This window comes from Sphingopyxis sp. EU05-FHT14B03, from assembly GCF_058790875.1.
Map to the genome: position 1 here is coordinate 871,347 of NZ_JBYTDC010000001.1, position 24,126 is coordinate 895,472.

At 65.3% G+C, this 24,126-nt stretch carries 29 protein-coding genes; 15 read left to right on the forward strand and 14 right to left on the reverse strand.

The annotated features are described in order from the left end of the window. Window positions 1-4: 4 nt before the first annotated feature. On the reverse strand, window positions 5-280 hold the full coding sequence (locus AC3WS4_RS04225) for an exodeoxyribonuclease VII small subunit (RefSeq protein WP_187141051.1): 276 nt from the start codon (window positions 278-280) through the stop codon (window positions 5-7). 83 nt (window positions 281-363) lie between these two features. Between AC3WS4_RS04225 and AC3WS4_RS04230 the strand changes: the two genes are divergently transcribed. From AC3WS4_RS04230 to AC3WS4_RS04260, 7 genes are all read left to right on the forward strand, one after another. Next, a complete protein-coding gene (locus tag AC3WS4_RS04230) occupies window positions 364-1,023 on the forward strand; it encodes a hypothetical protein (protein ID WP_492736285.1) in 660 nt (219 codons plus the stop codon). Continuing rightward, the gene (locus AC3WS4_RS04235; RefSeq protein WP_056343523.1) at window positions 1,023-1,436 is read left to right on the forward strand and encodes a DUF2177 family protein; all 414 of its coding nucleotides are present in this window, start codon (window positions 1,023-1,025) and stop codon (window positions 1,434-1,436) included. The genes AC3WS4_RS04230 and AC3WS4_RS04235 overlap by 1 nt, the downstream gene beginning before the upstream one ends. Window positions 1,437-1,567: 131 nt before the next feature. Beyond that, a complete protein-coding gene (locus AC3WS4_RS04240) occupies window positions 1,568-1,858 on the forward strand; it encodes a hypothetical protein (protein WP_056343528.1) in 291 nt (96 codons plus the stop codon). Window positions 1,859-1,935: 77 nt separating this feature from the next. Further along, the gene (purL, locus tag AC3WS4_RS04245; RefSeq protein ID WP_492736283.1) at window positions 1,936-4,191 is read left to right on the forward strand and encodes a phosphoribosylformylglycinamidine synthase subunit PurL; all 2,256 of its coding nucleotides are present in this window, start codon (window positions 1,936-1,938) and stop codon (window positions 4,189-4,191) included. 23 nt (window positions 4,192-4,214) lie between these two features. Then, window positions 4,215-4,949 carry a DUF72 domain-containing protein gene (locus AC3WS4_RS04250; protein WP_492736281.1) on the forward strand — a complete coding sequence of 245 codons (735 nt, stop codon included), beginning with the start codon at window positions 4,215-4,217 and terminating at the stop codon, window positions 4,947-4,949. Further along, window positions 4,946-5,347, forward strand: coding sequence for a hypothetical protein (locus AC3WS4_RS04255; RefSeq protein WP_492736279.1), 402 nt, complete (start codon window positions 4,946-4,948; stop codon window positions 5,345-5,347). The genes AC3WS4_RS04250 and AC3WS4_RS04255 overlap by 4 nt, the downstream gene beginning before the upstream one ends. Before the next feature lie 95 nt (window positions 5,348-5,442). Further along, on the forward strand, window positions 5,443-5,793 hold the full coding sequence (locus AC3WS4_RS04260; protein WP_492742725.1) for an endonuclease domain-containing protein: 351 nt from the start codon (window positions 5,443-5,445) through the stop codon (window positions 5,791-5,793). 69 nt (window positions 5,794-5,862) lie between these two features. Here the strand turns inward: AC3WS4_RS04260 and AC3WS4_RS04265 are convergent, their stop codons facing one another. After that, on the reverse strand, window positions 5,863-6,645 hold the full coding sequence (locus tag AC3WS4_RS04265) for a Coq4 family protein (RefSeq protein WP_492736275.1): 783 nt from the start codon (window positions 6,643-6,645) through the stop codon (window positions 5,863-5,865). Between the two features lie 192 nt (window positions 6,646-6,837). On the opposite strand from AC3WS4_RS04265, the gene AC3WS4_RS04270 reads away from it, so the two are divergent. Beyond that, entirely contained in the window at window positions 6,838-8,094 is a 1,257-nt protein-coding gene (locus AC3WS4_RS04270; RefSeq protein WP_492736273.1) for a DUF418 domain-containing protein, read from the forward strand. Here AC3WS4_RS04270 and AC3WS4_RS04275 read toward each other — a convergent pair. From AC3WS4_RS04275 to panB, 6 genes are all read right to left on the reverse strand, one after another. After that, on the reverse strand, window positions 8,088-8,510 hold the full coding sequence (locus AC3WS4_RS04275; protein WP_056343545.1) for an Hpt domain-containing protein: 423 nt from the start codon (window positions 8,508-8,510) through the stop codon (window positions 8,088-8,090). The genes AC3WS4_RS04270 and AC3WS4_RS04275 overlap by 7 nt on opposite strands. A 97-nt stretch (window positions 8,511-8,607) precedes the next feature. Next, the gene (locus tag AC3WS4_RS04280; RefSeq protein ID WP_492736271.1) at window positions 8,608-8,829 is read right to left on the reverse strand and encodes a sulfurtransferase TusA family protein; all 222 of its coding nucleotides are present in this window, start codon (window positions 8,827-8,829) and stop codon (window positions 8,608-8,610) included. Then, on the reverse strand, window positions 8,826-10,214 hold the full coding sequence (gene der / locus AC3WS4_RS04285) for a ribosome biogenesis GTPase Der (RefSeq protein ID WP_492736269.1): 1,389 nt from the start codon (window positions 10,212-10,214) through the stop codon (window positions 8,826-8,828). Before der ends, AC3WS4_RS04280 begins: the two co-directional genes overlap by 4 nt. Before the next feature lie 40 nt (window positions 10,215-10,254). Continuing rightward, on the reverse strand, window positions 10,255-11,586 hold the full coding sequence (locus AC3WS4_RS04290; protein WP_492736267.1) for an outer membrane protein assembly factor BamB family protein: 1,332 nt from the start codon (window positions 11,584-11,586) through the stop codon (window positions 10,255-10,257). After that, window positions 11,586-12,353 (reverse strand): tetratricopeptide repeat protein, encoded by a 768-nt coding sequence (locus tag AC3WS4_RS04295; protein WP_187141061.1) that lies wholly within the window; start codon window positions 12,351-12,353, stop codon window positions 11,586-11,588. Before AC3WS4_RS04295 ends, AC3WS4_RS04290 begins: the two co-directional genes overlap by 1 nt. Window positions 12,354-12,468: 115 nt before the next feature. Further along, window positions 12,469-13,332 carry a 3-methyl-2-oxobutanoate hydroxymethyltransferase gene (gene panB, locus AC3WS4_RS04300; RefSeq protein ID WP_056343565.1) on the reverse strand — a complete coding sequence of 288 codons (864 nt, stop codon included), beginning with the start codon at window positions 13,330-13,332 and terminating at the stop codon, window positions 12,469-12,471. Window positions 13,333-13,445: 113 nt separating this feature from the next. Between panB and AC3WS4_RS04305 the strand changes: the two genes are divergently transcribed. The 4 genes from AC3WS4_RS04305 to AC3WS4_RS04320 all read left to right on the forward strand — a co-directional run bounded on the left by AC3WS4_RS04305 (window position 13,446) and on the right by AC3WS4_RS04320 (window position 15,484). Continuing rightward, a complete protein-coding gene (locus AC3WS4_RS04305; RefSeq protein ID WP_492742641.1) occupies window positions 13,446-13,883 on the forward strand; it encodes a hypothetical protein in 438 nt (145 codons plus the stop codon). 3 nt (window positions 13,884-13,886) lie between these two features. Beyond that, the gene (locus AC3WS4_RS04310) at window positions 13,887-14,375 is read left to right on the forward strand and encodes a hypothetical protein (RefSeq protein ID WP_492736262.1); all 489 of its coding nucleotides are present in this window, start codon (window positions 13,887-13,889) and stop codon (window positions 14,373-14,375) included. Beyond that, window positions 14,368-14,589, forward strand: coding sequence for a helix-turn-helix transcriptional regulator (locus AC3WS4_RS04315; protein WP_056343571.1), 222 nt, complete (start codon window positions 14,368-14,370; stop codon window positions 14,587-14,589). Before AC3WS4_RS04310 ends, AC3WS4_RS04315 begins: the two co-directional genes overlap by 8 nt. Window positions 14,590-14,701: 112 nt before the next feature. Beyond that, the gene (locus AC3WS4_RS04320) at window positions 14,702-15,484 is read left to right on the forward strand and encodes a dienelactone hydrolase family protein (protein WP_492736260.1); all 783 of its coding nucleotides are present in this window, start codon (window positions 14,702-14,704) and stop codon (window positions 15,482-15,484) included. Here the strand turns inward: AC3WS4_RS04320 and AC3WS4_RS04325 are convergent. From AC3WS4_RS04325 to AC3WS4_RS04340, 4 genes are read right to left on the reverse strand one after another with little or no spacing between them, the layout of a single operon-like run. Then, a complete protein-coding gene (locus AC3WS4_RS04325) occupies window positions 15,481-16,416 on the reverse strand; it encodes an aldo/keto reductase (RefSeq protein WP_492736258.1) in 936 nt (311 codons plus the stop codon). The genes AC3WS4_RS04320 and AC3WS4_RS04325 overlap by 4 nt on opposite strands. Continuing rightward, complete coding sequence (locus AC3WS4_RS04330; protein ID WP_492736256.1) at window positions 16,413-17,483, reverse strand: glycerophosphodiester phosphodiesterase; 1,071 nt, start codon at window positions 17,481-17,483, stop codon at window positions 16,413-16,415. The genes AC3WS4_RS04325 and AC3WS4_RS04330 overlap by 4 nt, the downstream gene beginning before the upstream one ends. Next, window positions 17,480-17,827 carry an ArsC family reductase gene (locus tag AC3WS4_RS04335; RefSeq protein ID WP_492736254.1) on the reverse strand — a complete coding sequence of 116 codons (348 nt, stop codon included), beginning with the start codon at window positions 17,825-17,827 and terminating at the stop codon, window positions 17,480-17,482. Before AC3WS4_RS04335 ends, AC3WS4_RS04330 begins: the two co-directional genes overlap by 4 nt. A gap of 46 nt (window positions 17,828-17,873) precedes the next feature. Continuing rightward, window positions 17,874-18,551, reverse strand: a complete 678-nt coding sequence (locus AC3WS4_RS04340; protein ID WP_056343585.1) for a Crp/Fnr family transcriptional regulator — start codon at window positions 18,549-18,551, stop codon at window positions 17,874-17,876. 239 nt (window positions 18,552-18,790) lie between these two features. Between AC3WS4_RS04340 and AC3WS4_RS04345 the strand changes: the two genes are divergently transcribed. Next, window positions 18,791-20,164, forward strand: coding sequence for a class II 3-deoxy-7-phosphoheptulonate synthase (locus AC3WS4_RS04345; protein WP_492736252.1), 1,374 nt, complete (start codon window positions 18,791-18,793; stop codon window positions 20,162-20,164). Between the two features lie 116 nt (window positions 20,165-20,280). Here AC3WS4_RS04345 and AC3WS4_RS04350 read toward each other — a convergent pair whose 3' ends face one another. Continuing rightward, window positions 20,281-21,786, reverse strand: coding sequence for a M28 family peptidase (locus AC3WS4_RS04350; RefSeq protein WP_492736250.1), 1,506 nt, complete (start codon window positions 21,784-21,786; stop codon window positions 20,281-20,283). 64 nt (window positions 21,787-21,850) lie between these two features. Further along, window positions 21,851-22,654 carry an HpcH/HpaI aldolase/citrate lyase family protein gene (locus tag AC3WS4_RS04355; protein ID WP_187141067.1) on the reverse strand — a complete coding sequence of 268 codons (804 nt, stop codon included), beginning with the start codon at window positions 22,652-22,654 and terminating at the stop codon, window positions 21,851-21,853. Window positions 22,655-22,734: 80 nt separating this feature from the next. Here AC3WS4_RS04355 and AC3WS4_RS04360 point away from each other — a divergent pair, with 80 nt between their 5' ends. Further along, a complete protein-coding gene (locus tag AC3WS4_RS04360) occupies window positions 22,735-23,658 on the forward strand; it encodes an SPFH domain-containing protein (RefSeq protein WP_187141068.1) in 924 nt (307 codons plus the stop codon). A 1-nt stretch (window position 23,659) separates the two neighbouring features. After that, window positions 23,660-24,106, forward strand: coding sequence for an NfeD family protein (locus AC3WS4_RS04365; RefSeq protein WP_056343594.1), 447 nt, complete (start codon window positions 23,660-23,662; stop codon window positions 24,104-24,106). The last annotated feature ends 20 nt before the right edge of the window (window positions 24,107-24,126 follow it).

Below are 24,126 nucleotides of genomic sequence, written 5' to 3' on the forward strand. Positions count from 1 at the left end.
CGGTTCAGCCTTCGCCGAAGGGCGTCGTACCCGCCGGCCGGCCGTCGGCGCCGAGGCTGACTTGTTCGATGCGCGCCTGCGCCGCGGCGAGCCGGGCCTCGCAATGGCCGCGCAGCGCATGGCCGCGTTCGTAGAGCGCAACCGATTCCTCGAGGCTGACGTCGCCGCTTTCGAGCCGCCGCACGATCGTTTCGAGTTCGCCCATCGCGGCTTCGAACGAGAGCGCGGCGATGGCGGGGGCGCCAGAGGTTTCCGGGGCGGGTGCGGGGGTGTCCGTCATGGCACCTGCTTTGGCCCTTTCGGCACCCGATGGTCAAGTGCGGTCGAGCTTGACGTCGCCCGGCGGCGCACTAGGCTCGCGTCATGTTCATCGGCCATTTCGCCCCGGCGCTGGTCGCCGCCGCCCGGCCAAAAGCGGCAGGCCTCGGGACGCTCTTCGTCGCCGCACAGCTTGTGGATATCGGCTTCGCAGCGCTGTTAATCCCGGGGATCGAGGCGATGCGCATCGCCCCCGGCATCACCGCGATGAACCCGATGGACCTCTTTCATATGCCCTACACCCACAGCCTGCTCGGCAGCCTGCTCTGGGCTGCGGGGTTCGGGGCGCTCGTCTGGTTCGCGACGAAGCGGCGCGCGGCGGCGATCGGCGCTGCGCTGGTCGTCGTGTCGCACTGGTTCGTCGACCTGCTCGTCCATATTCCCGACCTGACGCTCTATGGCGCGCCGCCCAGGCTCGGGCTCGGCCTGTGGGATCATCCGGCGATCGCGATGCCGCTGGAGATCGCCTTCATCGGCGCCGCATTGATCTACTACGCCCGCCGCACACAGGCGCCGACGGGCAACCGGCGGCTGTGGATTCTCGCCGGACTGCTCGCCTTCGCGCAGGCCGTCGACTGGTTCGGGCCGAAGGAACCGGTCTATTCGCTCGCGATCCCGGCGACGATGCTTTTCGCTTATGCGCTGCTCGCCGCGACCGCCGCCTGGGCGGGCGCCAACCGCCGTGTCGCGGGGACGATGCCCTGATGCTGCAGGCCGCGGCCGGATACGGCTTCACCGCCCTGATCTTCGGGATTCTCGACGCCTTGTGGCTGACGAAGGTGGGACCGAAACTTTATCGGCCGGAAATCGGCGAACTGCTGATGGACGGCTGGCGCCCCGTCCCCGCGCTCATCTTTTACGCCCTCTATATGCTCGGCATCCAGATTTTCGCGGTCCAGCCCGCGCTCGCAGCGGGAAAATGGCAGGTCGCGGCCACATATGGCGCGCTGTTCGGCTTCTTCTGCTACATGACCTACGACCTTACCAACCATGCGACGATGAAGATCTGGTCGACCAAAATCACCCTCGCCGACATCGCCTGGGGCACCTGCGCGACCGGGCTGTCGGCGGGCGCCGCCGCCTGGCTGGTGCTGACGCTGCTGCCGCGCGGCGCCTGAGCGCCCGCCAGCGCGCGCAATCACGTTTCCGTTTTTTGCAATTGCCGAATGTGGCACGTCGCATCATGCTGCACCGCACAAGAGAGAGGGGCGTAAAGGCAAGTTTTGTCCGCTAAACAAGGACTTGCATCATGAAAAAATTTCTCCTCCCCATCCTGACCCTGTTCGCCGTCCTGCCCGCCGCCGCGCATGCCGAGGAAGCGCGCCGTTTCGAACATGAGGGTCGCATCTACAGCTACACGATCAAGACCGTCGGCGAACGCCGCATCATCGATGGCGTCGACGAGGCGAGCGGCAAGCGCTTCTCGCTTCGCGTCGGCACCCACAAGGTCCGCGGCACCGTCGGTTCGCAGCAGGTCGAATTTTCGCTGAAGGACGTCGAGCCGCTGAAGGCCACGGTCACCGTCCTCGCCGCGCGCTGATCTCCGACGCAGGCCCCATGGTGCGAAATGCACTATGGGGTCTGTTCGTTTTGTCCTCGCGCGGCTAAAGGCGCGCCATGACTCAGACAGCAGCCGCGCCCGCCTCCGTCATCACCCCCGAGATCGTTGCCGAACACGGCCTGTCTCCGGAAGAATATGAGCGCGTCCTGCACGCGCTCGGGCGCGAACCGAACCTTGTCGAACTCGGCATCTTCTCGGTGATGTGGTCCGAACATTGCAGCTACAAAAGCTCGCGCCTCCATTTGAAGAAATTGCCGACCGAAGCCCCCTGGGTGATCTGCGGCCCCGGCGAAAATGCCGGCGTCATCGACATCGGCGAAGGCCCCGACGGCAAAAAGCTCGCCGCGATCTTCAAGATGGAGAGCCACAACCACCCGTCGTACATCGAACCCTATCAGGGTGCAGCGACCGGCGTCGGCGGCATCCTGCGCGACGTCTTTACGATGGGCGCGCGCCCCGTCGCGAACCTCAACGCGCTGCGCTTTGGCCGCCCCGATCATCCGAAGATGAAGCATCTGATCTCGGGCGTCGTCCACGGCATCGGCGGCTACGGCAATTGCGTCGGCGTCCCCACGGTCGGCGGCGAGGTCAATTTCCACAAGGCCTATGACGGCAATATCCTCGTCAACGCGATGACCGTCGGCGTCGCCGAACAGGACAAGATCTTCTATTCGGCCGCCTCGGGCGTCGGCAATCCGATCGTCTATGTCGGCTCGAAAACCGGCCGCGACGGCATCCACGGCGCGACGATGGCGTCAGCCGACTTTGGCGAGGATGCCGAGGAGAAGCGCCCGACGGTGCAGGTCGGCGACCCCTTCACCGAAAAATTGCTGATCGAGGCATGCCTCGAGCTGATGGCGTCGGACGCGATCGTCGCGATCCAGGACATGGGCGCTGCGGGCCTCACCTCGTCATCGGTCGAGATGGCGTCGAAGGGCGGCGTCGGCCTCCATCTCAAGATGGACGATGTGCCGCAGCGCGAAACCGGCATGACGACCTACGAGATGATGCTGTCCGAATCGCAGGAACGCATGCTGATGGTGCTGAAGCCCGGCCGCGAGGATTTCGCCGCCGCGATCTTCCACAAATGGGAACTCGATTTCGCGGTCATCGGCACCGTCACCGACACCGGCCGCATGGTGCTCGAGCATAAGGGCGAGATCGTCTGCGACATTCCGCTCGCCCCGCTCGCCGACGACGCGCCGCTCTACGACCGGCCGCACGTCCCGACGCCGAAGCAGCCCGAACTGACGAGCGTCCCCGAAACGACCGATGTCGCGGCCGACCTCAAGACCTTGATGGGCACCCCCGACATCGCCAGCCGCCGCTGGATCTACGAACAATATGACAGCCAGGTCGGCGGCGACACGCTGCAGATCGGTGGCGACGCCGCGCTTGTTCGTATCCATGGCACCAACCGCGCGCTCGCCATGTCGACCGATTGCACCCCGCGCTATTGCTACGCCGACCCTGTCGAGGGCGGCAAGCAGGCGGTCGCCGAAACCTGGCGCAATATCAGCGCGGTCGGCGCCACGCCCTTGGCGATCACCAACTGCCTCAATTTCGCCAATCCACAGCGCCCCGAAATCATGGGCCAGATCACCGGCTGCCTCGACGGCATGGCGCAGGCGTGCCGCGCGCTCGACTATCCGATCGTCTCGGGCAACGTCAGCCTCTATAACGAGAGCAAGGCGACCGGCGGCGGCAGCGCGATCCTGCCGACCCCGGCGATCGGTGGCGTCGGCGTGATCGAGGACCTCGGCCGCGCGGTAGGCATCGGCTTCAAGCGCACCGGCGATATCGTGCTCGCGGTCGGCGAGCGCGCCGGCCATCTCGGCCAGTCGGTCTGGCTGCGCGAAATTTTGGGCCGCGAGGAAGGTCCGCCGCCGCCCGTCGACCTGCGCGCCGAAAAGCGCACCGGCGATTTCATCCGCGGTGCGATCAACGCCGGCTGGATCACCGCCTGCCACGACGTCTCCGACGGCGGTATGGCGGTGACGCTCGCCGAAATGGCGCTCAAGTCGAACATCGGTGTGCTGGTTAGCGAAGAACAGCCTTTCGGCGTCGCCGAAAGCTTCTTCGGCGAGGATCAGGGCCTCTACCTCGTCACCGTCTGCGACACCTGCCTCGCCGATTTCCTCGACGCTGCCGGCCGCGCCGATGTGCCCGTCGATCCGGTCGGACGCACGATCAAGGACCGCATCGTCTTCGAACTGGAAGGCAGCGACCATAGCGTGACGCTCGCCGAGCTGCGTGACGCGCATGAAGGTTTCTTCCCGACGCTGATGGGGGCCGACGCGGCGCTCGCATAACCAGTCACGAAAGAGAGGGGCCGATGAGCATCCATGTCGGAATCGGGGGCTGGACCTTCGAACCGTGGCGCGGCCCCTTCTACCCCGCCGGCCTCGCACAGAAACGCGAGCTCGAATATGCCGGCCAGCATCTGACCGGCATCGAGATCAACGGCACCTATTATGGCAGCCAGAAGCCCGAGACATTCGCGAGCTGGGCGGCCTCGGTCCCCAACGGCTTCAAGTTCAGCGTCAAGGCCTCGCGCTTCACCACCAACCGCAAGATACTGGCCGAAGGCGCCGGATCGATCGAGAAATTCCTGACGCAGGGGCTGACGCGGCTCGGCGACCGTCTCGGCCCGATCCACTGGCAGTTCATGGCAACCAAGAAGTTCGACCGCGACGATTTCGCCGGCTTCCTCGACCTGCTGCCCGACAGCCAGGACGGCCTCCCCCTCCGTCACGCGATCGAGGTCCGACACGAAAGCTTCCGCGACCCTGCCTTCACCGCCATGCTGCGCGAGCGCAACATGGCGGTCGTCTATGCCGACAGCGACGAATTCCCCTGCATCGACGAGCAGACCGCCGACTTCACCTACGCCCGCCTGCAACGCAGCCAGGAGGATGTCGAAACCGGCTACGACGCGGCGGCGCTAGGCAAATGGGCTGCCCAGGCGAAGGACTGGACCAAGGGCGACCGCGACGTCTTCCTCTTCTTCATCTCGGGCGCGAAGGTCCGCAATCCCGTGGCCGCACAGGCGCTGATCGCGCGGCTATGAGTGCCGGCTATTCGGGCACCCCGCTCGCGAAGAAATTGTCGCTGAAGGACGGGATGACCGCGTGGTTCCACGCGATGCCCGCCAGCGTGCGCGAAGAGATCGGCGATGTCGCGCTCGACGAACTCGGCGCTCCCGAAGCCGGACTCCAAGCCGCACATATCTTCACGACGGAACGCGCCGAACTCGACCGGATGCTCCGCGAACTGCGCACCCTCATCGATCCTGCGGGTTTCGTCTGGGTTAGCTGGCCCAAGAAAGCCTCGAAGGTCCCCACTGACATCAGCGAGGACGTCATCCGTGACATCTGCCTGCCAATGGGCTGGGTCGATGTGAAGGTCTGCGCCGTCGATACGGTGTGGTCGGGGCTGAAGCTGATGGTGCGGAAAAAGCTGCGCTGATCGACAAAAGCGACGGTCGGGCTAAATAGATCCTCCCCTTCGCGAAGCGTTGGGGAGGGGGACCGCGCCCGCAGGGCGTGGTGGAGGGGTCGCGCGTGCCGCCAAGCAACAACGCCTACAGGAACGCGAAACGGTTGCGCCGCAAGATGTCGCTCCCCGAAGTGCTGCTCTGGCAAATCCTCAGAAAGCAGCCCGGCTATATCAAATTCAGGCGCCAGCACCCGATCGGCCGATATGTGCTGGACTTCTATGTGCTGGAACTAAAGCTCGCGATCGAGATCGACGGCATCGCCCACGATATGGGCGACAGGCCCGACCGCGATGAGACGCGCGACCAGTGGATTGAATCGCAAGGAGTGCGGATGCTGCGTATCGCCGCGAAGGACGTCCTCGCCAACCCCGTCGCTGTCGCAGACAGCATCGTGCGGCTCTGTACCGAGAGGTAAAACCCCTCCACCACTCGCTACGCGAGCGGTCCCCCTCCCCATGGCTTCGCCAAGGGGAGGATCTTCAGGTCAAGCCGCAACCGCCTGCTGCGCCGCGAGGAAATTATAGGGGTCGATGCCGCGGCTGCGGTATGCCCGGTGCGCTTCCTTATAAAGCGTCGGTTCCCCGATCCCCAACCGCGCGCGTGCGGCGTCGAGCGGTTCGGCGAGCAGCGAGCGGATATCCTGCTCGATGATCGCCTTCGACGCCTTGCCGTGACGCTGGCCCTGGCGGATCGCGCCCATCACCGGCGCGTCGCCCTTGACGCTGCGCTTCAGTTCGTAACCGCCGGCATAGGCGATGAAGAAATTGCCGTAATTGCCCGTCTGGCCATAGGTGAAGCCGAGCACGCACTGCTCGCCGAGTGCGTCGCGGCCATAGCCGGTCAGGATGTGGAACAGGTCGTGCGTGTCGCGCAGGCGGTTGGCATACCACTGCACCTGGTCGTCGAACTTCGGGCGCCCCATCTTGTCGGCCTCGGCGACCAGGCCGGCCGCCGACAGGCCTTCGCGGCGCATGAAGGTGACATAGGCGTGGCCCACCGTGCCTTCGGGCAGTGCGTCGATCCAGCCATGATCGTCGAGCAGATCGGGCAGATAGGGCTCGCTCGCCATCAGCCGCTGGCCGAAATCGCTTTCGACGAAGGCGCGCGCATCATCCATGAAGCCCTTGCGCGGAAGATTCTCGAAGATGTGGAAGACCTGCTCGGTGTCTTCCTTGTCCTTGATCAGCTTGCGAAAGTGCGACAGCGCCTTGAACGGGCGGAACTTAGCGGGCTGGCGGGCGGGATGGGAGAAGATGGTCGGGGTCATGGCGGCTCTCTTTCGGCGGACTCTGGCGAATCATCTGACGCTGTCCAGATAGCATTACTGACATATATGTCAATAGCGTCTCGACGGGCTGGACGGACTGGCCTCCGAACCGTTATACCATCATAATACAGCATCGGCGATGTGCGCGATGATCGAGAAGTTGCGAAGACCTTCGATCGACAGGGGAACGGTATGAACGGGCAAGCGGCAGCAACGCGTTACGAAAGTCTCGACGCCATTCGCGGCGTCGCGGTGATGGGCATATTGGCAATGAACATCGTCGCCTTCGCATTGCCGATGAGCGCCTATTTCAATCCCGCCGCCGGCGGAGCGCCAGGCACGAGCGACCTTGCAACCTGGGCGTTCAATTTTGTGTTCGTCGATTCCAAGATGCGCGGGCTGTTTTCAGTGCTGTTCGGCGCCAGCACCCTGCTGGTGATCCAGAGCGCCGAGGCGAGCGGGCGCAGCGCGGCCGGTACGCATTATGCGCGAATGTTCTGGCTCGGGCTGTTCGGCCTCGCCCATTATTACCTCTTCTGGTTCGGCGACATCCTGTCGCTCTATGCCGCGTGCGGGCTGCTGCTGTTCCTGTTTCGGGGCCTGTCGATCCGCGCGCTGCTGATCTGGGCGGCCGTTTTCCTGTTCGTCTCGCTGCTGTTCCTGGGATCGACCTGGCTGTCGATCGCGATGCTCGACACCGGCAATCTCCCGCCCGAAACCGCCGCCGCCATGGGTCAGCAAATGGCCGAATTCAACGCGATGATGGGACCGAACTCACCGACCTATGCCGCCGACGTCGCCCATTTCCTCGGCAGCTATCGCGAGATCGCGGGCACCCGCATGGGTTCCGACGCCGCCGAACCGCTGGTGCAGGTCATGCTGTTCCTGTGGGAGAGCATGGCGCTGATGCTGATCGGCATGGCGCTGTTCAAGTCGCGCATGCTGACCGGCGAATGGAGCCCGGAGCGCTACACCAAATGGGCCACCGCCTGCTTCGCGATCGCGGCACCCGTGCTCGCATGGATGGCGTGGCACAGCGCGCAGACGGGCTTCGCGACGATGACGGTGTTCGGAACCAGCCTCGTCTTCTCGACGCCGTTCGACATCCTGATGACCGTCGGCTGGGCGGCGCTGATCATGCTGCTGATCCAGACCCGCGCCAGCGCCGCGGTCCGGGCGCGCCTCGCCGAGACGGGGCGCATGGCCTTCACCAATTATCTGGTGACGACGATCGTGATGACGACGATCTTCTACGGCTATGGACTGGGCCTGTTCGGCAGCGTCGGGCGCGCCGGACTTTACCTGTTCTGCTTCGGCATGTGGGCGGCGATGCTGTTCTGGTCGAAACCCTGGCTCGCCCGCTTCCACTACGGGCCGCTCGAATGGCTGTGGCGCAGCCTGTCGCGCTTCAGCCTGCAACCGATGCGGAAAGGCGCGGCGGTTCAGTAACCGACGGCGCGCCCGAAACCGGGGGCGCGGCGCTGGACGAGCGGATTGGCTTCCTTTTCCAGCGCAGCCAGCGTTTCCTCGAACAGCGGGCGCAGCGTGACCACGCGTGGCAGATATTCTTCGGGGCTGACCTGACTTTCGATGCAATGGCGCGCGAAGGTTTCGATATCTTCGGCAAGGTCGGCGAGTTTTTCGGCCCCGAACTGACGCGATTCGCCCTTCAGCGTGTGCGCGGGCATGACGAGACCGCGTGCGTCGCGGGCGCGCATCGCTTCCTCGATCGCGACGACCGATTTGGTGCCGTCTTCGCGAAAATAGCCCAATATCCGCACGAAAGCAGCGCCGAGCTGCGTGCGCGTCGCGCGGAATTCATCCCAATCGACCAGGATATCGTCCACTCGTTTGTCCCTTGGCATCAAAATTCGGTCTTTGGTCCCAGCCCCGTCATGCCGCGAATCCGGTAAAAAAGCCGTTACGATGGGGACGTCCGCTTCCGATGCGGCCCGTTTTGGGTCAGGTGCGGCGGACCAGCCAGCGGCCTGCGGCTTCGGTCGTGACGGTCCAGCCATGTTCGCCCGCCAGCGCCGCGACTTCGCGCTCCGCCTGCGGATCGTCGGCGAGCAGGATCACAGCGGGATCGGTACGCATCGCGCGGGCGAGCCGTAGCGCCGGCCATGGGCATTTCATGCCGCGCGCATCGACGATTACCGGATCCAAGTTTTCAGCGGCCGTCATTCGTCATAGGGATTGCGCGAATTGCGGAAATTCAGCCGCACGGGCACGCCCTGAAACCCCAGTTCCTTGCGCATGCCGTTGACCAGATAACGCTCGTAACTGCCGGGCAGCGAGTCGGTGCGCGTGCCGAAAACGACGAAGGTCGGCGGGCGGGTGCGCGCCTGGGTGATATAGCGTAGCTTGATGCGCTTGCCGCCGGGCGCGGGCGGCGGGTTGTTTTCGACCGCGCTTTCGAACCAGCGGTTGAGCCGTGCGGTCGAGACGCGGTTGGTCCATATGGCGCGCTGTTCGAAGGCGACACGGACAAGCGTGTCGATTCCCCGGCCCGTCGCGCCCGAAATGGTGAGTACCGGGACGCCCTTGACCTGGCTGAGCCCGTCCTCGAGCGCGCCTCGGACGCCGTTGAACAGCGACGACGGGTCCTCGGCGACGTCCCATTTGTTGAGCGCGACGATCAGCGCGCGGCCTTCCTGCAGCACGCGGTCGGCGATGTGCAGATCCTGCGATTCCAGGCCTTTGGTGGCGTCGAGCAGCAGCACCACGACCTCGGCGAAATCGACCGCGTGGAGCGCGTCCATCACCGACAGTTTCTCGAGCTTGTCCTGCACCTTGGCGCGCTTGCGCATGCCCGCAGTGTCGAACAGCTGGATCTCGTGGACCTCGCCGTCATTTTCCCACCGCCAGTCGACGCGGATCGAATCGCGCGTGATCCCCGCCTCGGGTCCGGTGATCAGCCGGTCCTCGCCGATCATGCGGTTGATCAGCGTCGATTTGCCCGCATTGGGGCGGCCGACGATCGCCAGCTTCAGCGGACCGAGCGGCGCATCTTCATCCTCTTCGCCTTCGATGGGCGGTGGCAGCGCTTCAGCCGCGGCGGCATCGAATCCCTCGACGATCGGGCGCAGCGCGTCGAACAGGTCGACGATGCCCTCGCCATGTTCGGCGCTGAGCGCGATCGGATTGTCGAAGCCGAGCGAATAGCTTTCGTTGAGCCCGTTTTCGCCCTGTTTGCCCTCGGCCTTGTTGACCACGAGGATGATCGGCGTGTCTTCGCTGCGCAGCCAGCGCGCGATTTCCTCATCGAGCGGAGTCACCCCGGCGCGGCCGTCGATCATGAACAGCGCAGCGTCGGCCTCGCGCACCGCTTTCTCCGTCTGCACACGCATCCGGCCGGGAAGCGTCGCCGCGTCATAATCCTCGAACCCGGCGGTATCGACGATCGTGAATTTCAGTCCCAGCAGTTCGCCGTCGCCTTCGCGCCGGTCGCGCGTCACCCCCGGCTGGTCGTCGACCAGCGCCAAGCGCTTGCCGACGAGCCGGTTGAACAGCGTCGATTTGCCGACATTGGGCCGGCCGACAATGGCGATCGTTGCGGATCGCGCCATTTCATATTCCTTCAATAAATAGGGACAGTCCCTATTTAATTTAGCGCCAGGCGGTGATGCGTCCGTCGTCCGCCAGGATATAGAGGACATTGTTCGCGACGATCGGCGACTGCGACAGCGACGTCTTGAACTCGGTCGTCGCGATCAGCGACCCGTCGGCGGGCGAAAATTCGGAAAGCTGACCCTCGCTGTTCACCGCGATCAGGCGGCCACCGGCGAGGATCGGGCCGGTCCAGCGGATCGGGTCCTTCTTCTTCTTTTCGGTTTCGACACGGAAGCGCGCGAGCTGCTGGAGCCAGCGCACCTTGCCGGTGCCGCGCGCGACGCACAGCAATTTGCCGTCGTCGGTCATCGCATAGACCCATTCGCCGACCACATAGGGCGTCGAAATGCCGGCGATCGAAATTTCCCAGCTGCGCTGGCCGGTGACGAGTTCGTAGCTTGCCATGCGGCCGCCCTGGCCGAGCGCGAAGACGCGGCCGCGGTCGATCACCGGGTCGGCATCGACGTCGGACAAGGTCGACACCGACAGCGCCATCGAGGTGCGCGCCAGCGCATCTTCCCAAAGGTCGCGGCCATTCTCGTACCGATAGGCCTGCACCTCACCCGACGAGAAGCCGGCGACGATCGTGCCCTGCCCCGCGGCGGGCGATCCGGCGCCGAAGATGCTGCCGGCTTCGAGCGACGCCGTCGCCTGCCACAGCACCGCGCCGTCGGCGGCGTTGAGCGCGATGATCTGGTTGTCCTGGGTGATGACATAGACGCCGCCGAAGGCGATCGTCGGGGCGCCGCGCAGCGGCCCCGCGGGCTTCACCTTCCACAGGATCGATCCGTCGGCCGCGTTCAGCGCGGCGACATCGCCGACGCCGCTGGTCGCATAGACGACGCTACCGTCGACCGACGCGCCGCCGCCGAACAGCGAATCCTTGAAATCCTTGCCGGTGGTGCCGATCGACGCGCTCCACAGCGACGCGCCGGTGTCGGCCGAAAAAGCCGACACGACAGCATCGGTGCCGACCACGAACAGCCGGTTGTCCGAAACGACCGGTGCCGCGGCCAGCCGCTGCTTGTTGTTGCCGCCGGCGATGCTGGCGGTCCAGATCTGGCTGCGCGACGCGCCGAGCGCGGGGTGCCCCATCGATTTCGACGCGTTGCCGCCCGACTGCGCCCAGTTCGCGTTCACGACGGGATCGGGCAGCACGACCGCGACCGACGCCGTGGCGGGATCGACCTTGACGCTGTTATCGTTCGACAGGATCGAGACGCGGTCGCCGACGGTCGGGGTTTTCGGCCCGCCATTGCCCTTGAGCACGCCGCAGCCGGCGAGCGTCAGCGCAATCAGCGCCACGCCGACAAAATTGGCTTTCCGCATTATTTCTTTTCCTCGGCTGGTCCGGCGGCCGCCGGTGCGGCGCTGCCCTTCTGTTCCTTCGCGGCGCTCTCGGCCGCGCGATCCTTGACGACGTCGACGCCCAGCATGCCGGCCATCTGGACGGTGCGCGACTGCAGCGACTTCGGGATATTGGGGGTGTCGGCGATCCGGCCGTAAAGCGCGCCCGCCTCTTTAAACTGACCGAGCTGGTAATGCGCGGTTGCCGACAGTTCGGCGGCGCTCGGGAACCAGCTCGACGCGGGATCCTTGGCATCGACCATCGGTTTCATTCGCGCGATCACTACTTCGGGCTTCAGCGTGTCATATTCGAAGGCGGTCTGGCGGATCAGCGCCAGATCGCGCAGCGACGGGTCGAGCTTGGTGTCGGCGGCGGCCTTGGCCATCAGCGCGGCAGCGGCTTTCAGGTCGCCGCGCTCGGCCTTCATGTTCGCTTGCTGGAACAGCGCGACGGCGCGATAGGCGGGGCCGCCGTCGGCCTCGATCTTGGTCAGCTCGGCGGTCGCCGCAGTCGGCTGCGCCGCCTTCAACTTGTCGAAGGCCGCGAGCAGCTGCTCGGCATTCTCGCCGCGCTTGGTTTCCTGCATATGGCCCCAATAAAGGTAGCCGCCGAACGCGATCAACGCCGCGACGACCCCGACCAAGATCCAGATGCCAAACCGCTGCCAGATGCTGTCGAGCTGGTCCTTGCGGACAGCCTCATCCACTTCCTGCAACAGGGCCGCATTGTTCGTCGGGCTCAACGCCACACATATTCTCCATAGACCGGGCAGGCACGAAGACGCCCGCCGGTGGTTTCCTTAGCGACGGCACCCGAAAAGGCCAAGCTTTTCACTTGGCCCGCGCACACCGCCTTATGCCGGATCAACCGGCGTAGATCTGATCTTCGGTGGGGAATGAACGGGACCTGACTTCGTCGGCATAATCCTTGACCGCGCCGTTCACCACGCCGGCCATATCCTGATAGCGTTTCACGAATTTGGGGACACGATCGAACATACCGAGCATGTCGTCGGTGACCAGCACCTGACCGTCGCATTTGGCCGAGGCCCCGATGCCGATCGTCGGGCAGTCGACCTTCTCGGTGATCTCGATCGCGATCGATTCGAGCACGCCTTCGATGACGATCGAAAAAGCGCCCGCCTTTGCGACCGCGATCGCGTCCTCGACGATCGAACGCGCTTCCTCCTCGCTCTTGCCGCGCACGCCATAGCCGCCGAGGATATTCACCGCCTGCGGGGTCAGCCCGACATGGCCCATTACCGGAATGCCGCGCTGGGTCAGGAATTCGATCGTCGGGGCGAGCACCTTGCCGCCCTCGACCTTGACCGCCGCGGCGCCGGTTTCCTTGAGCAGCCGCGCCGCATTGTCGAACGCCTGCTGCGGGCTGCCCTCATAGCTGCCGAAGGGCATGTCGACGATCACCGCCGCATGATAGCTGCCGCGCACCACCGCCGCGCCGTGCAGCGCCATCATGTCCATCGTCACGCCGACGGTGTGCGGCAGGCCATAGATCACCTGCGCCAGCGAATCGCCGACGAGCAGCATGTCGCAATGCGGATCGAGCAGCTGCGCCATGCGGACGGTATAGGCGGTCAGCATGACGATCGGCTCGCCGCCCTTGCGCTGGCGAATCCGCGGCACCGTAAGGCGTTTCATCGGCTGCGGCGTCGGATTGGCGCGGCTGGTCGAGGTGTCGTAGGTGAGCGTTTTTGGGAGCGTGGACATGGGGTCGCCGCTTACCCCCAAATAGAAGGCGGCGAAAGCGCCAAAGCCATGTCATGTTATTATTTGTTGACTCTATGTTAAAAATATTCGACATAGAGTGCATATTTCATGACATGGAGTCGAATCGGATGGCCTTCCGCGAGAAAATTCACTGGGTCACGCTGGTGACGATGATCCTGGCCTTCGGCTGGTACTTCCTCGCCTACCCTTGGCAGATCGCCGACAGTCCGGCGGCTGTGTGGGCGACGGCGGGGATGCTGGTGCCGGTCACCATCGCAATCATCGTCGCGATGACCGTCGCCACCGCCTTCCTTGCGATCCGCAACCGCGGAGAGGTCGATGTCAAAGAGGATGAACGCGACCGCAGCTTTCATATGCACGGCACCCATTATGCCTATTATCCGCTCGTCGTCGGCATCTGGGTCAACATTTTCCTGATCTTCTGGGGCATCGGCCAGGCGCAGCAGCTCAATCTGATGATCGCGACGCTGGTCGTCGCCGAGTTGGTCCGCATCGGGACCCAGTTGTTCCTCTATCGCCGGGGGTACTGAGCCATGTCCCCCGCGACCCTCGAATCCGCGCGGCAGCTTGCCGGCGCCGACACCGGAGATTTGTCGATGAACTTCCGTGAAAAGACCGCCTGGCTGAACGTCATCGCGATGGTCGCCGCCTATACCCTCTATTTCGGGCTTCTCCTGTCCGGGCATCCCGCCGGGCGCGAAATATTCCCCATGCTGTGGCTCTTCGGATCGATCGCCATAGCGCATGCTGCCACCGTCATCGTCGGCACGATCATCCTGTCGGCGCAGGCCCCGAAGTCGGAGCGCGCGCGCGCCGACGAGCGCGACCGCGCGATCCGCCGCCGCGGGGCGACCGCCGCCTATTATGTGCTGCTGGTGGGGATGATGGTCGTCGGCGTCTATATGCCCTTCGTCGACGGCGGGGTGCGGCTGGCGAATTGCGGCCTGTTCGCGATCGTCGCCGCCGAACTGGTAAACAGCGTCGTCGTGCTCATCAGCTACCGGAGGGGCTGGCATGGCTAAGCCCCCTTTCACCAACGACATCCGCACGCTGCGCTTCCTTTCGGGCGAGATGACCCAAGGCGACCTCGGCGACCGGGTCGGGGTCACCCGCCAGACGATCGCGGCAATCGAACAGGGCAAATATTCCCCCTCGCTCGAAGTCGCCTTTCGCATCGCGCGCACGTTCGACAAGCCGCTCGAAGCGGTGTTCCAGTGGGACGAAAGCGCCGATTGAAACAGCGCGGCCGCGCGGGTGCGGCCTCGGCTCTCCCCGGGGCCGGGGCCGCACCTTGATTTGGCAGCGCCCGCGAAAAGGCCTAGGCTGGACCGTCCGAAAGGAGTCGCCGGTGCCCCGCCTTGCATTGCTCTGCTCCGCCCTGCTGGCCGCCGCGCCGCTGTCGGCGGAGTCCCCCGCCCCGCTCCCCGCCGACCTGCACCTGATCCCGGTCGCTCCCGACACGAAACCACGCCCCTGGGCGATATTCTTTCCCCGCGCTGCGGGGGTCGGCACGCTCGCACCCGGCAATCAATATGCCGACCTTGCCCGATATCTGAATGATCGCGGCATCGACGTCGTGATCGTGGACGACGACGCGGCGCTCAAACGGCTCGCCCCGAAGGGATCGGCGGGTGAAAAGCGCGCGACGATTGCGCTCGACGCGATCGCACGGCTGCGTGAGCAGGGCCGCTTCGACATGCGCTGCCCCGGCGTCGTCGTCGGCTGGTCGCGCGGCGGCGAAGGCGCACTCACGCTGGCATCGAGCAAGCAAGGCACTGACAGCGGCATTCGCGCCGCGATCGTCTATTATCCCTCGGTCGGCGGCCAGCCGTCCCCTTGGCCGCAGCGGATGCCGGTGCTCGCGCTGCAAGGTACCGCCGACGGGACCGCACCGGCCAAAAAGCTCGAAGCCCTCGCCGCCGGGCGTGTGAAGAACGCCGAATATCCGTTCATCGTAAAGCTCTACCCCGGCGCCAAACATCGTTTCGACGTCGCACACCCGGTCGACGATCCGGCAAGCGCGACGACGGAAGAGGATTTCGACGCCAATGCGCACGCCGACGCCCGCGAGACGATCGGCGCCTTTCTGTTCGAACGGGGGATCAGCTTCGAAAGCTGCGCGCTCGACTAGGCTCCGGCGGCAGTCAGCGCCGCAAGTTGCTCGGCGGTCAGCGTCAGATTCTCGCTGCCCATGATCTCGTCGAGTTGCGCGACGCTCGTCGCGCTCGCGATGGGCGCGGTGACGCCCGGCTGGGCGGCGACCCAGGCAAGCGCGATCTGCGACAGGGTGGCACCCGTCTCCGCCGCTATGGTATCCATCGCCGCCAGCATCGCCGGCCCCTTGCCCTCGACATAGGGCTTCACGCGCGGGCCGCGCGCGCTTTGGCCGATGTCGTCGACGCTGCGATATTTGCCCGACAAATACCCCGAAGCAAGGCTGAAATAGGTGACGACACCCAGCCCCTCGGCAACGCACAAATCCTGCAGCGCGCCCTGATATTGGCCGCGATCGAGCAGGTTGAGTTCGGGCTGCATCACGGTGAAACGCGGCAGGCCGTTGCCGTCGGCCACGCGCAGCGCCTCGGCCAGCCGATCGGCCGAATAGTTGGACGCGCCGATCGCGTCCACGACGCCCGCGTCGACCAGTTCGCCGAACGCGCCGAGCACCTCGTCCAACGGCACGTCCGGATCGTCCTTGTGCGCGAAATACAGGTCGATCCGGTCGGTGCCGAGCCGGTCGAGCGAACCCTGCACCGCCTTGCGGATGCGATCAGGCTTCAGCCCGCCGGGCATCATGCCGACCTTGGTCGCGATCATCACCCGGTCGCGCGCGCCGCCGGCCTTCAGCCAAGCGCCCATCATGCGCTCGGACTCGCCGCCCTTGTGGCCCGGCACCCAGGCCGAATAGACGTCGGCGGTGTCGATCATGCCGCCGCCCAGTTCGACGAATCGGTCGAGCACGGCGAAGCTCGCGTCGCGGTCCGCGGTCATGCCGAAGACATTGCCGCCGAGCATGAAGGGCCGGATCGACAGGCCGCTCTGGCCCAATGCGCGTTCGGTCATGGCTTGCCTTTCACCGTCGCAACGGCCTCGCGCGGGTTGTCGCTGAACAGCCCGTCGATGCCGGTTTTCAGATAGGCGTCGATCTCGGCGCCCAGATCGCCATGGCCGGCGGGATTGATGCCCCCCTTGTCGGCGAGCGGCAGGAAATAATTTTCGCGGCGAAAGGTCCAGGGATGAACCTTGAGTCCTGCCGCATGGGCGTCCGCCACCAGCGTCGTCGGCTCGCCCAGCGTTCCGAGCGCGCCGCGCGGGATGACCATCGCCTTGTTGGGTCCGATACCGTCGGCATAGGCGGCGATGGCTTTCAGCCCGGCAGGCGTCGCCATGGCGGCATAGGTCGTCTTCGCATCGTCGGCAGGACCGCCTTCGCCGTCCATCAACTGGATCAGCGGCAGGTCGCTCCTGGCGCGGATCGCCTTGAGGTTCGCGACCTCAAAGCTCTGAATGAAGACCGGCGCGGTGCGGTCCCGATAGCCATAGCGGTCGAGCATCGCCAGCAGCGTCGCCTCGTGCGGCAGGCCGATCGACGCGAAATAGCCCGGATGCTTGGTTTCGGGATAGACGCCGACCGGGACGCGGCGCCCCTTGTTCACTTCGGCCAGCAGGTCGAGGATTTCAGCGAAGGTCGGAACCTCATATCTGCCGTCATATTCGGTGCTGCGCAGTTGCGGCAATCGTTCCTTCGCACGCAGCGTCTTGAGTTCGGCAAGGGTGAAGTCCTCGGTGAACCATCCGGTGAACGCGGTTCCATCGATCGTCTTCGTGGTCTTGCGGCCGGCGAATTCGGGATGATCGGCGACGTCGGTGGTCTCCGAAATCTCATTCTCGTGGCGCGCGACGAGCACGCCGTCCTTGGTCAGCACGAGGTCGGGTTCGATATAGTCGGCACCGAGGTCGATCGCGAGCTGATAGCCTTCAAGCGTATGCTCGGGGCGCTCGCCCGACGCGCCGCGGTGCGCGATGACGATCGGCGGTTTGCCGTCCAGCGTCGGTTGCTGCGCCGCCATCGGCTCAGCCCCGCACGCCGCGAGCAGCAGCGCCGGCACCACCGCCCATCGCCGGATCATGCAAAACGCGTCTGCCATTCGGCGGCCGAAAAGCCCGCGCTCACCCCGTCGTCCGCCTCGACCACCGGCCGTTTGATCATCGCCGGCTGGTCGAGCATCAAGGCCTTGGCCTTGCCCGCATCCAGATCCGCCTTGTCCGCGTCGGGCAGCTTGCGAAAGGTCGTCCCGGCCTTGTTGAGCAATTTTTCCCAGCCGATCGCGTCGACCCAGGATTGCAGCGTCGCGGGATCGAGCCCGTCCTTGCGAAAATCGTGGAATCTGTACGGAACGCCCGCCGCATCGAGCCAGGTCCGCGCCTTTTTCACCGTGTCGCAATTGGGAATTCCGTACAAAGTCAGTGCCATATATAGTCCATGTTAGAAGCCGCCGATGACAATAATGCGGCAGACCCTAAGCGATGGGTGGCAGGTCGGCAATGCGGGCGTTGGCGTTCGCCAATTTACCGCGAAGCGCGCGCGCAAAGCCTTCGTGCAGCGTGGCGGCGATGCCCGGATTGGCGGTGAGATAGGCGCGCAGCGAATGCGCCGGGATGAACCACATCCGCGCGTTGCTCGCGAGCAAGACGGTCCCGGTCGCATGGCTGCCGTCGAGCACCGTCGCCTCGCCGATCAGCGTCCCGCCCGCCACGGTGCCGACGTCGATGCCCTCGCGCCGGATCGTCGCAACCCCGTCGGCAAGGTAAAAGAGGCTGGGCGCCGCCTGGTCCTCGCGGATCAAGACCTCGCCGCGCCGCGCCGAAATCCAGTGCCCCTGATCGATCAGCCGGCGCGCATTGCTCGGGCTGAGCGCTTCGAAGTGCAGCCGCCGCAATTCCTGTTCCTCCGGCGAAAAAGCCACCTGGGCATCGCCGATCCAGTCCCGCCCCACCTGTCCGAGGTTGACCGCGAGGATCAGCCCGACGAGCAGCGAATAGCCGGCGCCCGGAGCATGGAACAGGGTGAGCGGCAGCGCGATCAGCGCCGCAAGCGCCAGCCCGATGCGGACGTGCGTCAGGGTCAGCGCGAAGCTGGTTCCGAGCACCAGCAAAAGTGCGCCATATCCGAACCAGGCGGGATCGAAACTCGCCATATGAATCTTTTCAACAGGTGGCCCCTTACCTGGGCCACTAAGTGTAGAAGGTTACGGATTGCCGAACGGACGATCGCGATCCCCGCGCGCACGTCCCAAAACCATAGCAAACTATCAGTTTTTCGCGGCAAAGAAAAGCACAGGTGCGCAAAAGCCGCGCCGATGCTAATTTCCTGATCCTTGCCTCCATGGTCCATTCGCGCCATGGCGGCGCGCGATTCGATTTTTGGATTTTGATTATGACACAGCCATGGCAGCCGCACAGCTGGCGCTCGCACGAAGCCCGCCAGCTTCCCACCTATTCGGACGAGGTCGCCCTCGCCGCCGCCGAGCGCGAGCTGTCGAATTATCCGCCGCTGGTGTTTGCCGGCGAGGCGCGCGAACTGACCAGCGAACTCGGCCGCGTCGCCGAGGGCAAGGCGTTCCTGCTCCAGGGCGGCGACTGCGCCGAAAGCTTCGCCGAATTCCATCCGAACAACATCCGCGACACCTTCCGTGTGCTGCTCCAGATGGCGGTCGTGCTGACCTTCGCGTCGAAAATGCCGGTGGTGAAGCTCGGCCGGATGGCGGGCCAGTTCGCCAAGCCGCGTTCGGCCGACATGGAAGACATCGATGGCGTCGAGCTGCCGAGCTATCGCGGCGACATCATCAACGACATCGCGTTCGAAGCATCGGGCCGCGCGCCCGACCCGCAGCGCATGGTCAAGGCGTACAACCAGTCGGCGGCAACGCTGAACCTGCTGCGCGCCTTCGCCGGCGGCGGCTATGCCAATCTGCGCCAGGTCAACGCCTGGACGCACGACTTCATGGACCGCAGCCCCTGGGCGAAGAAATATCAGGAAACCGCCGCGCGCATTTCCGAAGCGCTCGCCTTCATGGAAGCCTGCGGCGTCACGCCCGAAACGGTGCCGCAGATCAAGGGCACCAGCTTTTACACCAGCCATGAAGCGCTGCTGCTTCCCTATGAGCAGGCGCTGACGCGGCAGGACAGCCTGACCGGCGGCTGGTACGACACCTCGGGCCATATGCTGTGGGTCGGCGACCGCACCCGCTTCGAAGGCTCGGCGCATATCGAGTACCTCCGCGGCATCGGCAATCCGGTCGGCATGAAGTGCGGACCGAGCCTCGAAGCCGACGTGCTGCTGCGCCTGCTCGACACGCTCAATCCCAATCATGTCGCGGGCCGCATGACGCTGATCACGCGCTATGGCCATGACAAGATCGAAGCGCATCTGCCCAGGCTGGTGCGCGCGGTGAAGGGATCGGGCCATCCCGTCGTCTGGTCGTGCGACCCGATGCACGGCAATGTCATCAAGACGCCCAACGGCTACAAGACGCGCCCGTTCGAGCGCATCCTCGCCGAAGTGCGCGGCTTCTTCGCGGTCCACCGCGCCGAGGGCACGCATGGTGGCGGCATCCATATCGAGATGACCGGCCAGAATGTCACCGAATGCACCGGCGGTGCGATGGACGTGACCCAGATGGACCTCGCCGACCGCTATCACACCCATTGCGACCCGCGTTTGAACGCGGGTCAGTCGCTGGAACTGGCGTTCCTGCTGGCCGAAATGCTCAACCAGGAAATGAGCGAACGGGCGAAGCAGGCGGCCTGATCAGCCTCATCAACTCGTCATTGCGAGGAGCGAAGCGACGCGGCAATCCAGAGCAGGCGTAAACCGCCCTGGATTGCTTCGCTTCGCTCGCAATGACGAAGCCTATTTCCCCGGCCCTATTTCTCCGTTCCCGACCAAGCCTTGGTGTCGGCGAACACCCGACCGAGCGCGACGTGCAGGTCGGCATCCTCCGCCGCGCCGCCGAGCGGGATCGCGTCGCTGAAATTGTCGGCGGCCTTGTGATAGTCGCTGCCGAGGAATTTCTCGAGCAACGGCATGTCCGAGAAACTTCCCCCGACCATCAGCGACGGCACGCCCTTGGCGCCGAGTGCCCAGCCGTCCTGCCGCTGGACAAAGGCGTCGGCCTCGCCATCCTCGTCGAGCTTGCGGCCGAGGTCGGTGGAAACCTTGCGCACCACCGCGTCATAGGCGGGACGCCCGCGCCCGATCGTTGCGACCGGGGTGCCGCGCGGCGAGATGGCGATAGTGTCGATGTTGAGCGCGACGGTGATGTCACCCAGCGGCACCACCGGATGATCGGCGAAATAAGTGGCCCCGAGCAGGCCCTTTTCCTCGGCGGTGGTCGCCATGAAATAGATGTCGCGGTCGGGCCGCAGTCCGCTCGCGAGCCGCTTGGCGACCTCGGTCAGTACCGCGATGCCGCTCGCATTGTCGACGGCACCGTTGCAGATGCGATCGGCATCGCCCTCGTCGCCGCAGATCCCCAGATGGTCCCAATGGCCGAGGAACAGCACCGCCTTGCCGTCGGGTTTCGCGCCCGGCAGTTTGGCGATGATATTGTGGCTGGCATAGGGACGCACTTCGGTCTCGGCGCTGAGGTTCGCGGTGACGGCGAGGTCGGTGCCGCGATAATCGGGCGACTTGGCGGCTTCGAGCGCCGCGACCGCCGGCTTGCCGACCTTGGTCAGCAAGGCCTGCAGAGCGGGCGCCGCGATGAAGCCCGTCGCCGCCGCGCCGGGCTTGGCGCCGGCAAGCTTGGTGGTCTGCGATCCGAACGATCCCTGCACCGCCGCCCAAGGCAGCGCATCGCTCGCGACGACGAGCACGGCGGTCGCGCCCGCTTCGGCGAGCATCTGGCGCCGGTCGCGATAGCGCGGCATCTTCTCGCCGAACGGCACCGCGTCGGAGAGCAGGATCGCGACCTTGCCCTTCACATCGGCGGCGACCTTGCCCGATGCATCGACACCATAGCCGACGAAGATCACCGGCACGTCCGCCAGCGCCAGCGAGGCGTCGCGTCCGGTCAGGACGATGCTGTCGTCCGACAGCGGAAAGGCGCGGCCGCGTACCTTGAACTGGACGCTGCCCGCGATCGCGGCGCTTTCGACCAGCGGCACCGGTTGCAGCCAGGGGGTTTCGCTGCCCGGCACGGGCTGGAGCCCCATCCTGGCCCATTCGCCGACGACATAGGCGATGGTGCGGTTCTCGCCCTCGGTCCCCGGCGCGCGCCCCTCGAACGCGTCGCTCGCCAGCACGCGCATATGCGCGGCGAGGTCGGCTTCGGTAATCGGGGGATCGACCGGCCTGGCCTGAACGGCGGAAACGGAGACGGCGATCAGAGCGACGGCCGCGATCGCGGCGCGAAATTTTATTGCGTGCATGGCGGCGCGGCATGGCATGTCCGCGAACGACCGGCAAGACGGTTCGTCGAAGCGGATCGGGCGTTTATCGCCCCGCCCGCTCCAGCAGCGCGCGGGCCGCGGCGACATGCATATCTTCGATCATCCGCCCCTGATGTCGCTGCGCCCCGCCGGTCGCCGCGGCAACCAGCGCTTCGGCCTCGGCGATCTCGCGCGTGGACGGCGCAAAGGCGGCATTGCACGGCTCGACCTGCGACGGGTGGATCAGCGTCTTGCCGTCGAACCCCAGCCGCCGCCCCTCGGCGGCTTCCGTCGCAAAACCTTCGGCGTCGTCGATGGCGTTATAGACCCCGTCGAAGCCATATTTCCCGCCCGCCCGCGCCGCGAGCACGATCGCCTGAATCGCGTGGCTCATCGCGCTGCGGTCCATGCCGTCGGGCAGCTTCAGTTCGTAGGCAAGGTCGTTGAGTCCGGCGATCAGGCCCGCGACCGCAGGGTCGGCGGCGATGTCGCGCGCGGCGTAAATCGAGGTCGGCGTCTCGATCATCGCGAGCAAAGGCAGAGCAAGCCCGCGTGCGGGTTCGAGGTCGGCGATCGCATCGACCTTCGGCAGCACCACGGCATCGAGCGGCAGCCCGGCGACCGCGTTGATGTCGGCCGCCTGATGCTCGCTCCCGGTGCCGTTGATCCGCACCGCGATCCGCTTGCCCGGGAACCCAGCGACCACCGCCGCACGCATCGCGGCACGCGCCTCTTCCTTGCGGTCGCCGGGCACCGCATCCTCAAGGTCGACGATCAGCATGTCGGCCGCAAGCCCCTGCGCCTTCTCCAGTGCGCGGGCGTTGGAACCGGGAACATAGAGCAGCGAGCGGGGCGCAAAATCGATCATGCGCTTTTCTGTGGCGCAAGCCGGGCAATGTCGCAATAAGTTAGCGCCAGAGGTTTGCGACCAAGCAGAGGGGATTTGTCATGGGTTTTGGGTTTGCCATCGCGATCGTGGTGCTCGCCTTGTTCTTCCTGATCTGGGCGATGACGCCGGTCCGGCAGGGCTTCAGCTATACGATCGAACGGTTCGGACGCTACACACACACCGCGCAGCCGGGGCTCAACTTCATCACCCCCTTCTTCGATCGTGTCGGCCGCAAGGTGAACATGATGGAACAGGTGCTCGATATCCCGGGCCAGGAAATCATCACCAAGGACAATGCGATGGTCGCGGTCGACGGCGTCGTCTTCTTCCAGGTGCTCGACGCCGCGAAGGCCGCTTACGAAGTCAGCGACCTCTATCTTGCGATCATGAACCTGACGACGACCAACCTGCGCACCGTGATGGGTTCGATGGACCTCGACGAAACACTGTCGAAGCGCGACGAGATCAACGCGCGCCTGCTGCACGTCGTCGACGATGCGACGACGCCGTGGGGCGTCAAGATCACCCGCGTCGAGATCAAGGACATCCGCCCGCCCGCCGACATTTCGAACGCGATGGCGCGGCAGATGAAGGCCGAGCGCGAAAAGCGCGCCAACATCCTCGAAGCCGAAGGCATGCGCGCGTCGGAGATCCTGCGCGCCGAGGGTGAGAAGCAGGGCCAGATCCTGCAGGCCGAAGGCCGCCGCGAGGCGGCCTTCCGCGACGCCGAGGCGCGCGAACGCGAAGCCGAGGCCGAAGCCAAGGCGACCCAGATGGTGTCGGACGCGATCGCGAGCGGCAATGCCCAGGCGATCAACTATTTCATCGCGCAGAAATATGTCGAGGCGGTCGGCCAGTTCGCGACCAGCCCCAATGCCAAGACGATCCTGTTCCCGGTCGAGGCGACGCAGTTGATCGGCACGCTCGGCGGCATCGGCGAACTCGCCAAGGATGCGCTGGCCAGCCGCGAAGGGAGCCGCTGACATGCCCGACTGGATTGCGAACATGGAGCCGCATTGGGCGTGGTTGTCGATCGGCGTCCTGCTCGCAGCGGCCGAGATCGTCGCGCCGGGCTTCTTCCTCGTCTGGCTCGGCGCCGCCGCGATCGTCACCGGCATCGTCGCGTGGATCGTCCCGATCGGTGTCCCGCTGCAGCTCGCCATCTTTGCCATATTGTCGATCGTCGCGCTTTACGCGGGGCGCAAATATCTGCGCGACAATCCGATCACCACCACCGACCCGCTGCTCAACCAGCGCGGCGGGCGGCTGGTCGGCGAAGTGCTGACGGTGACCAAGGCGATCGAAGACGGCCGTGGCCGCGCCAAGGTCGGCGACGGCGAATGGCCGGTGCGCGGCCCGGATACCGCCGAAGGCACGAAGGTCCGCGTCGTCAGCGCCGAGGGCGGGTTGCTGGTGGTGGAACTGGCTTAGGCTAAACCACATCTCGTCAT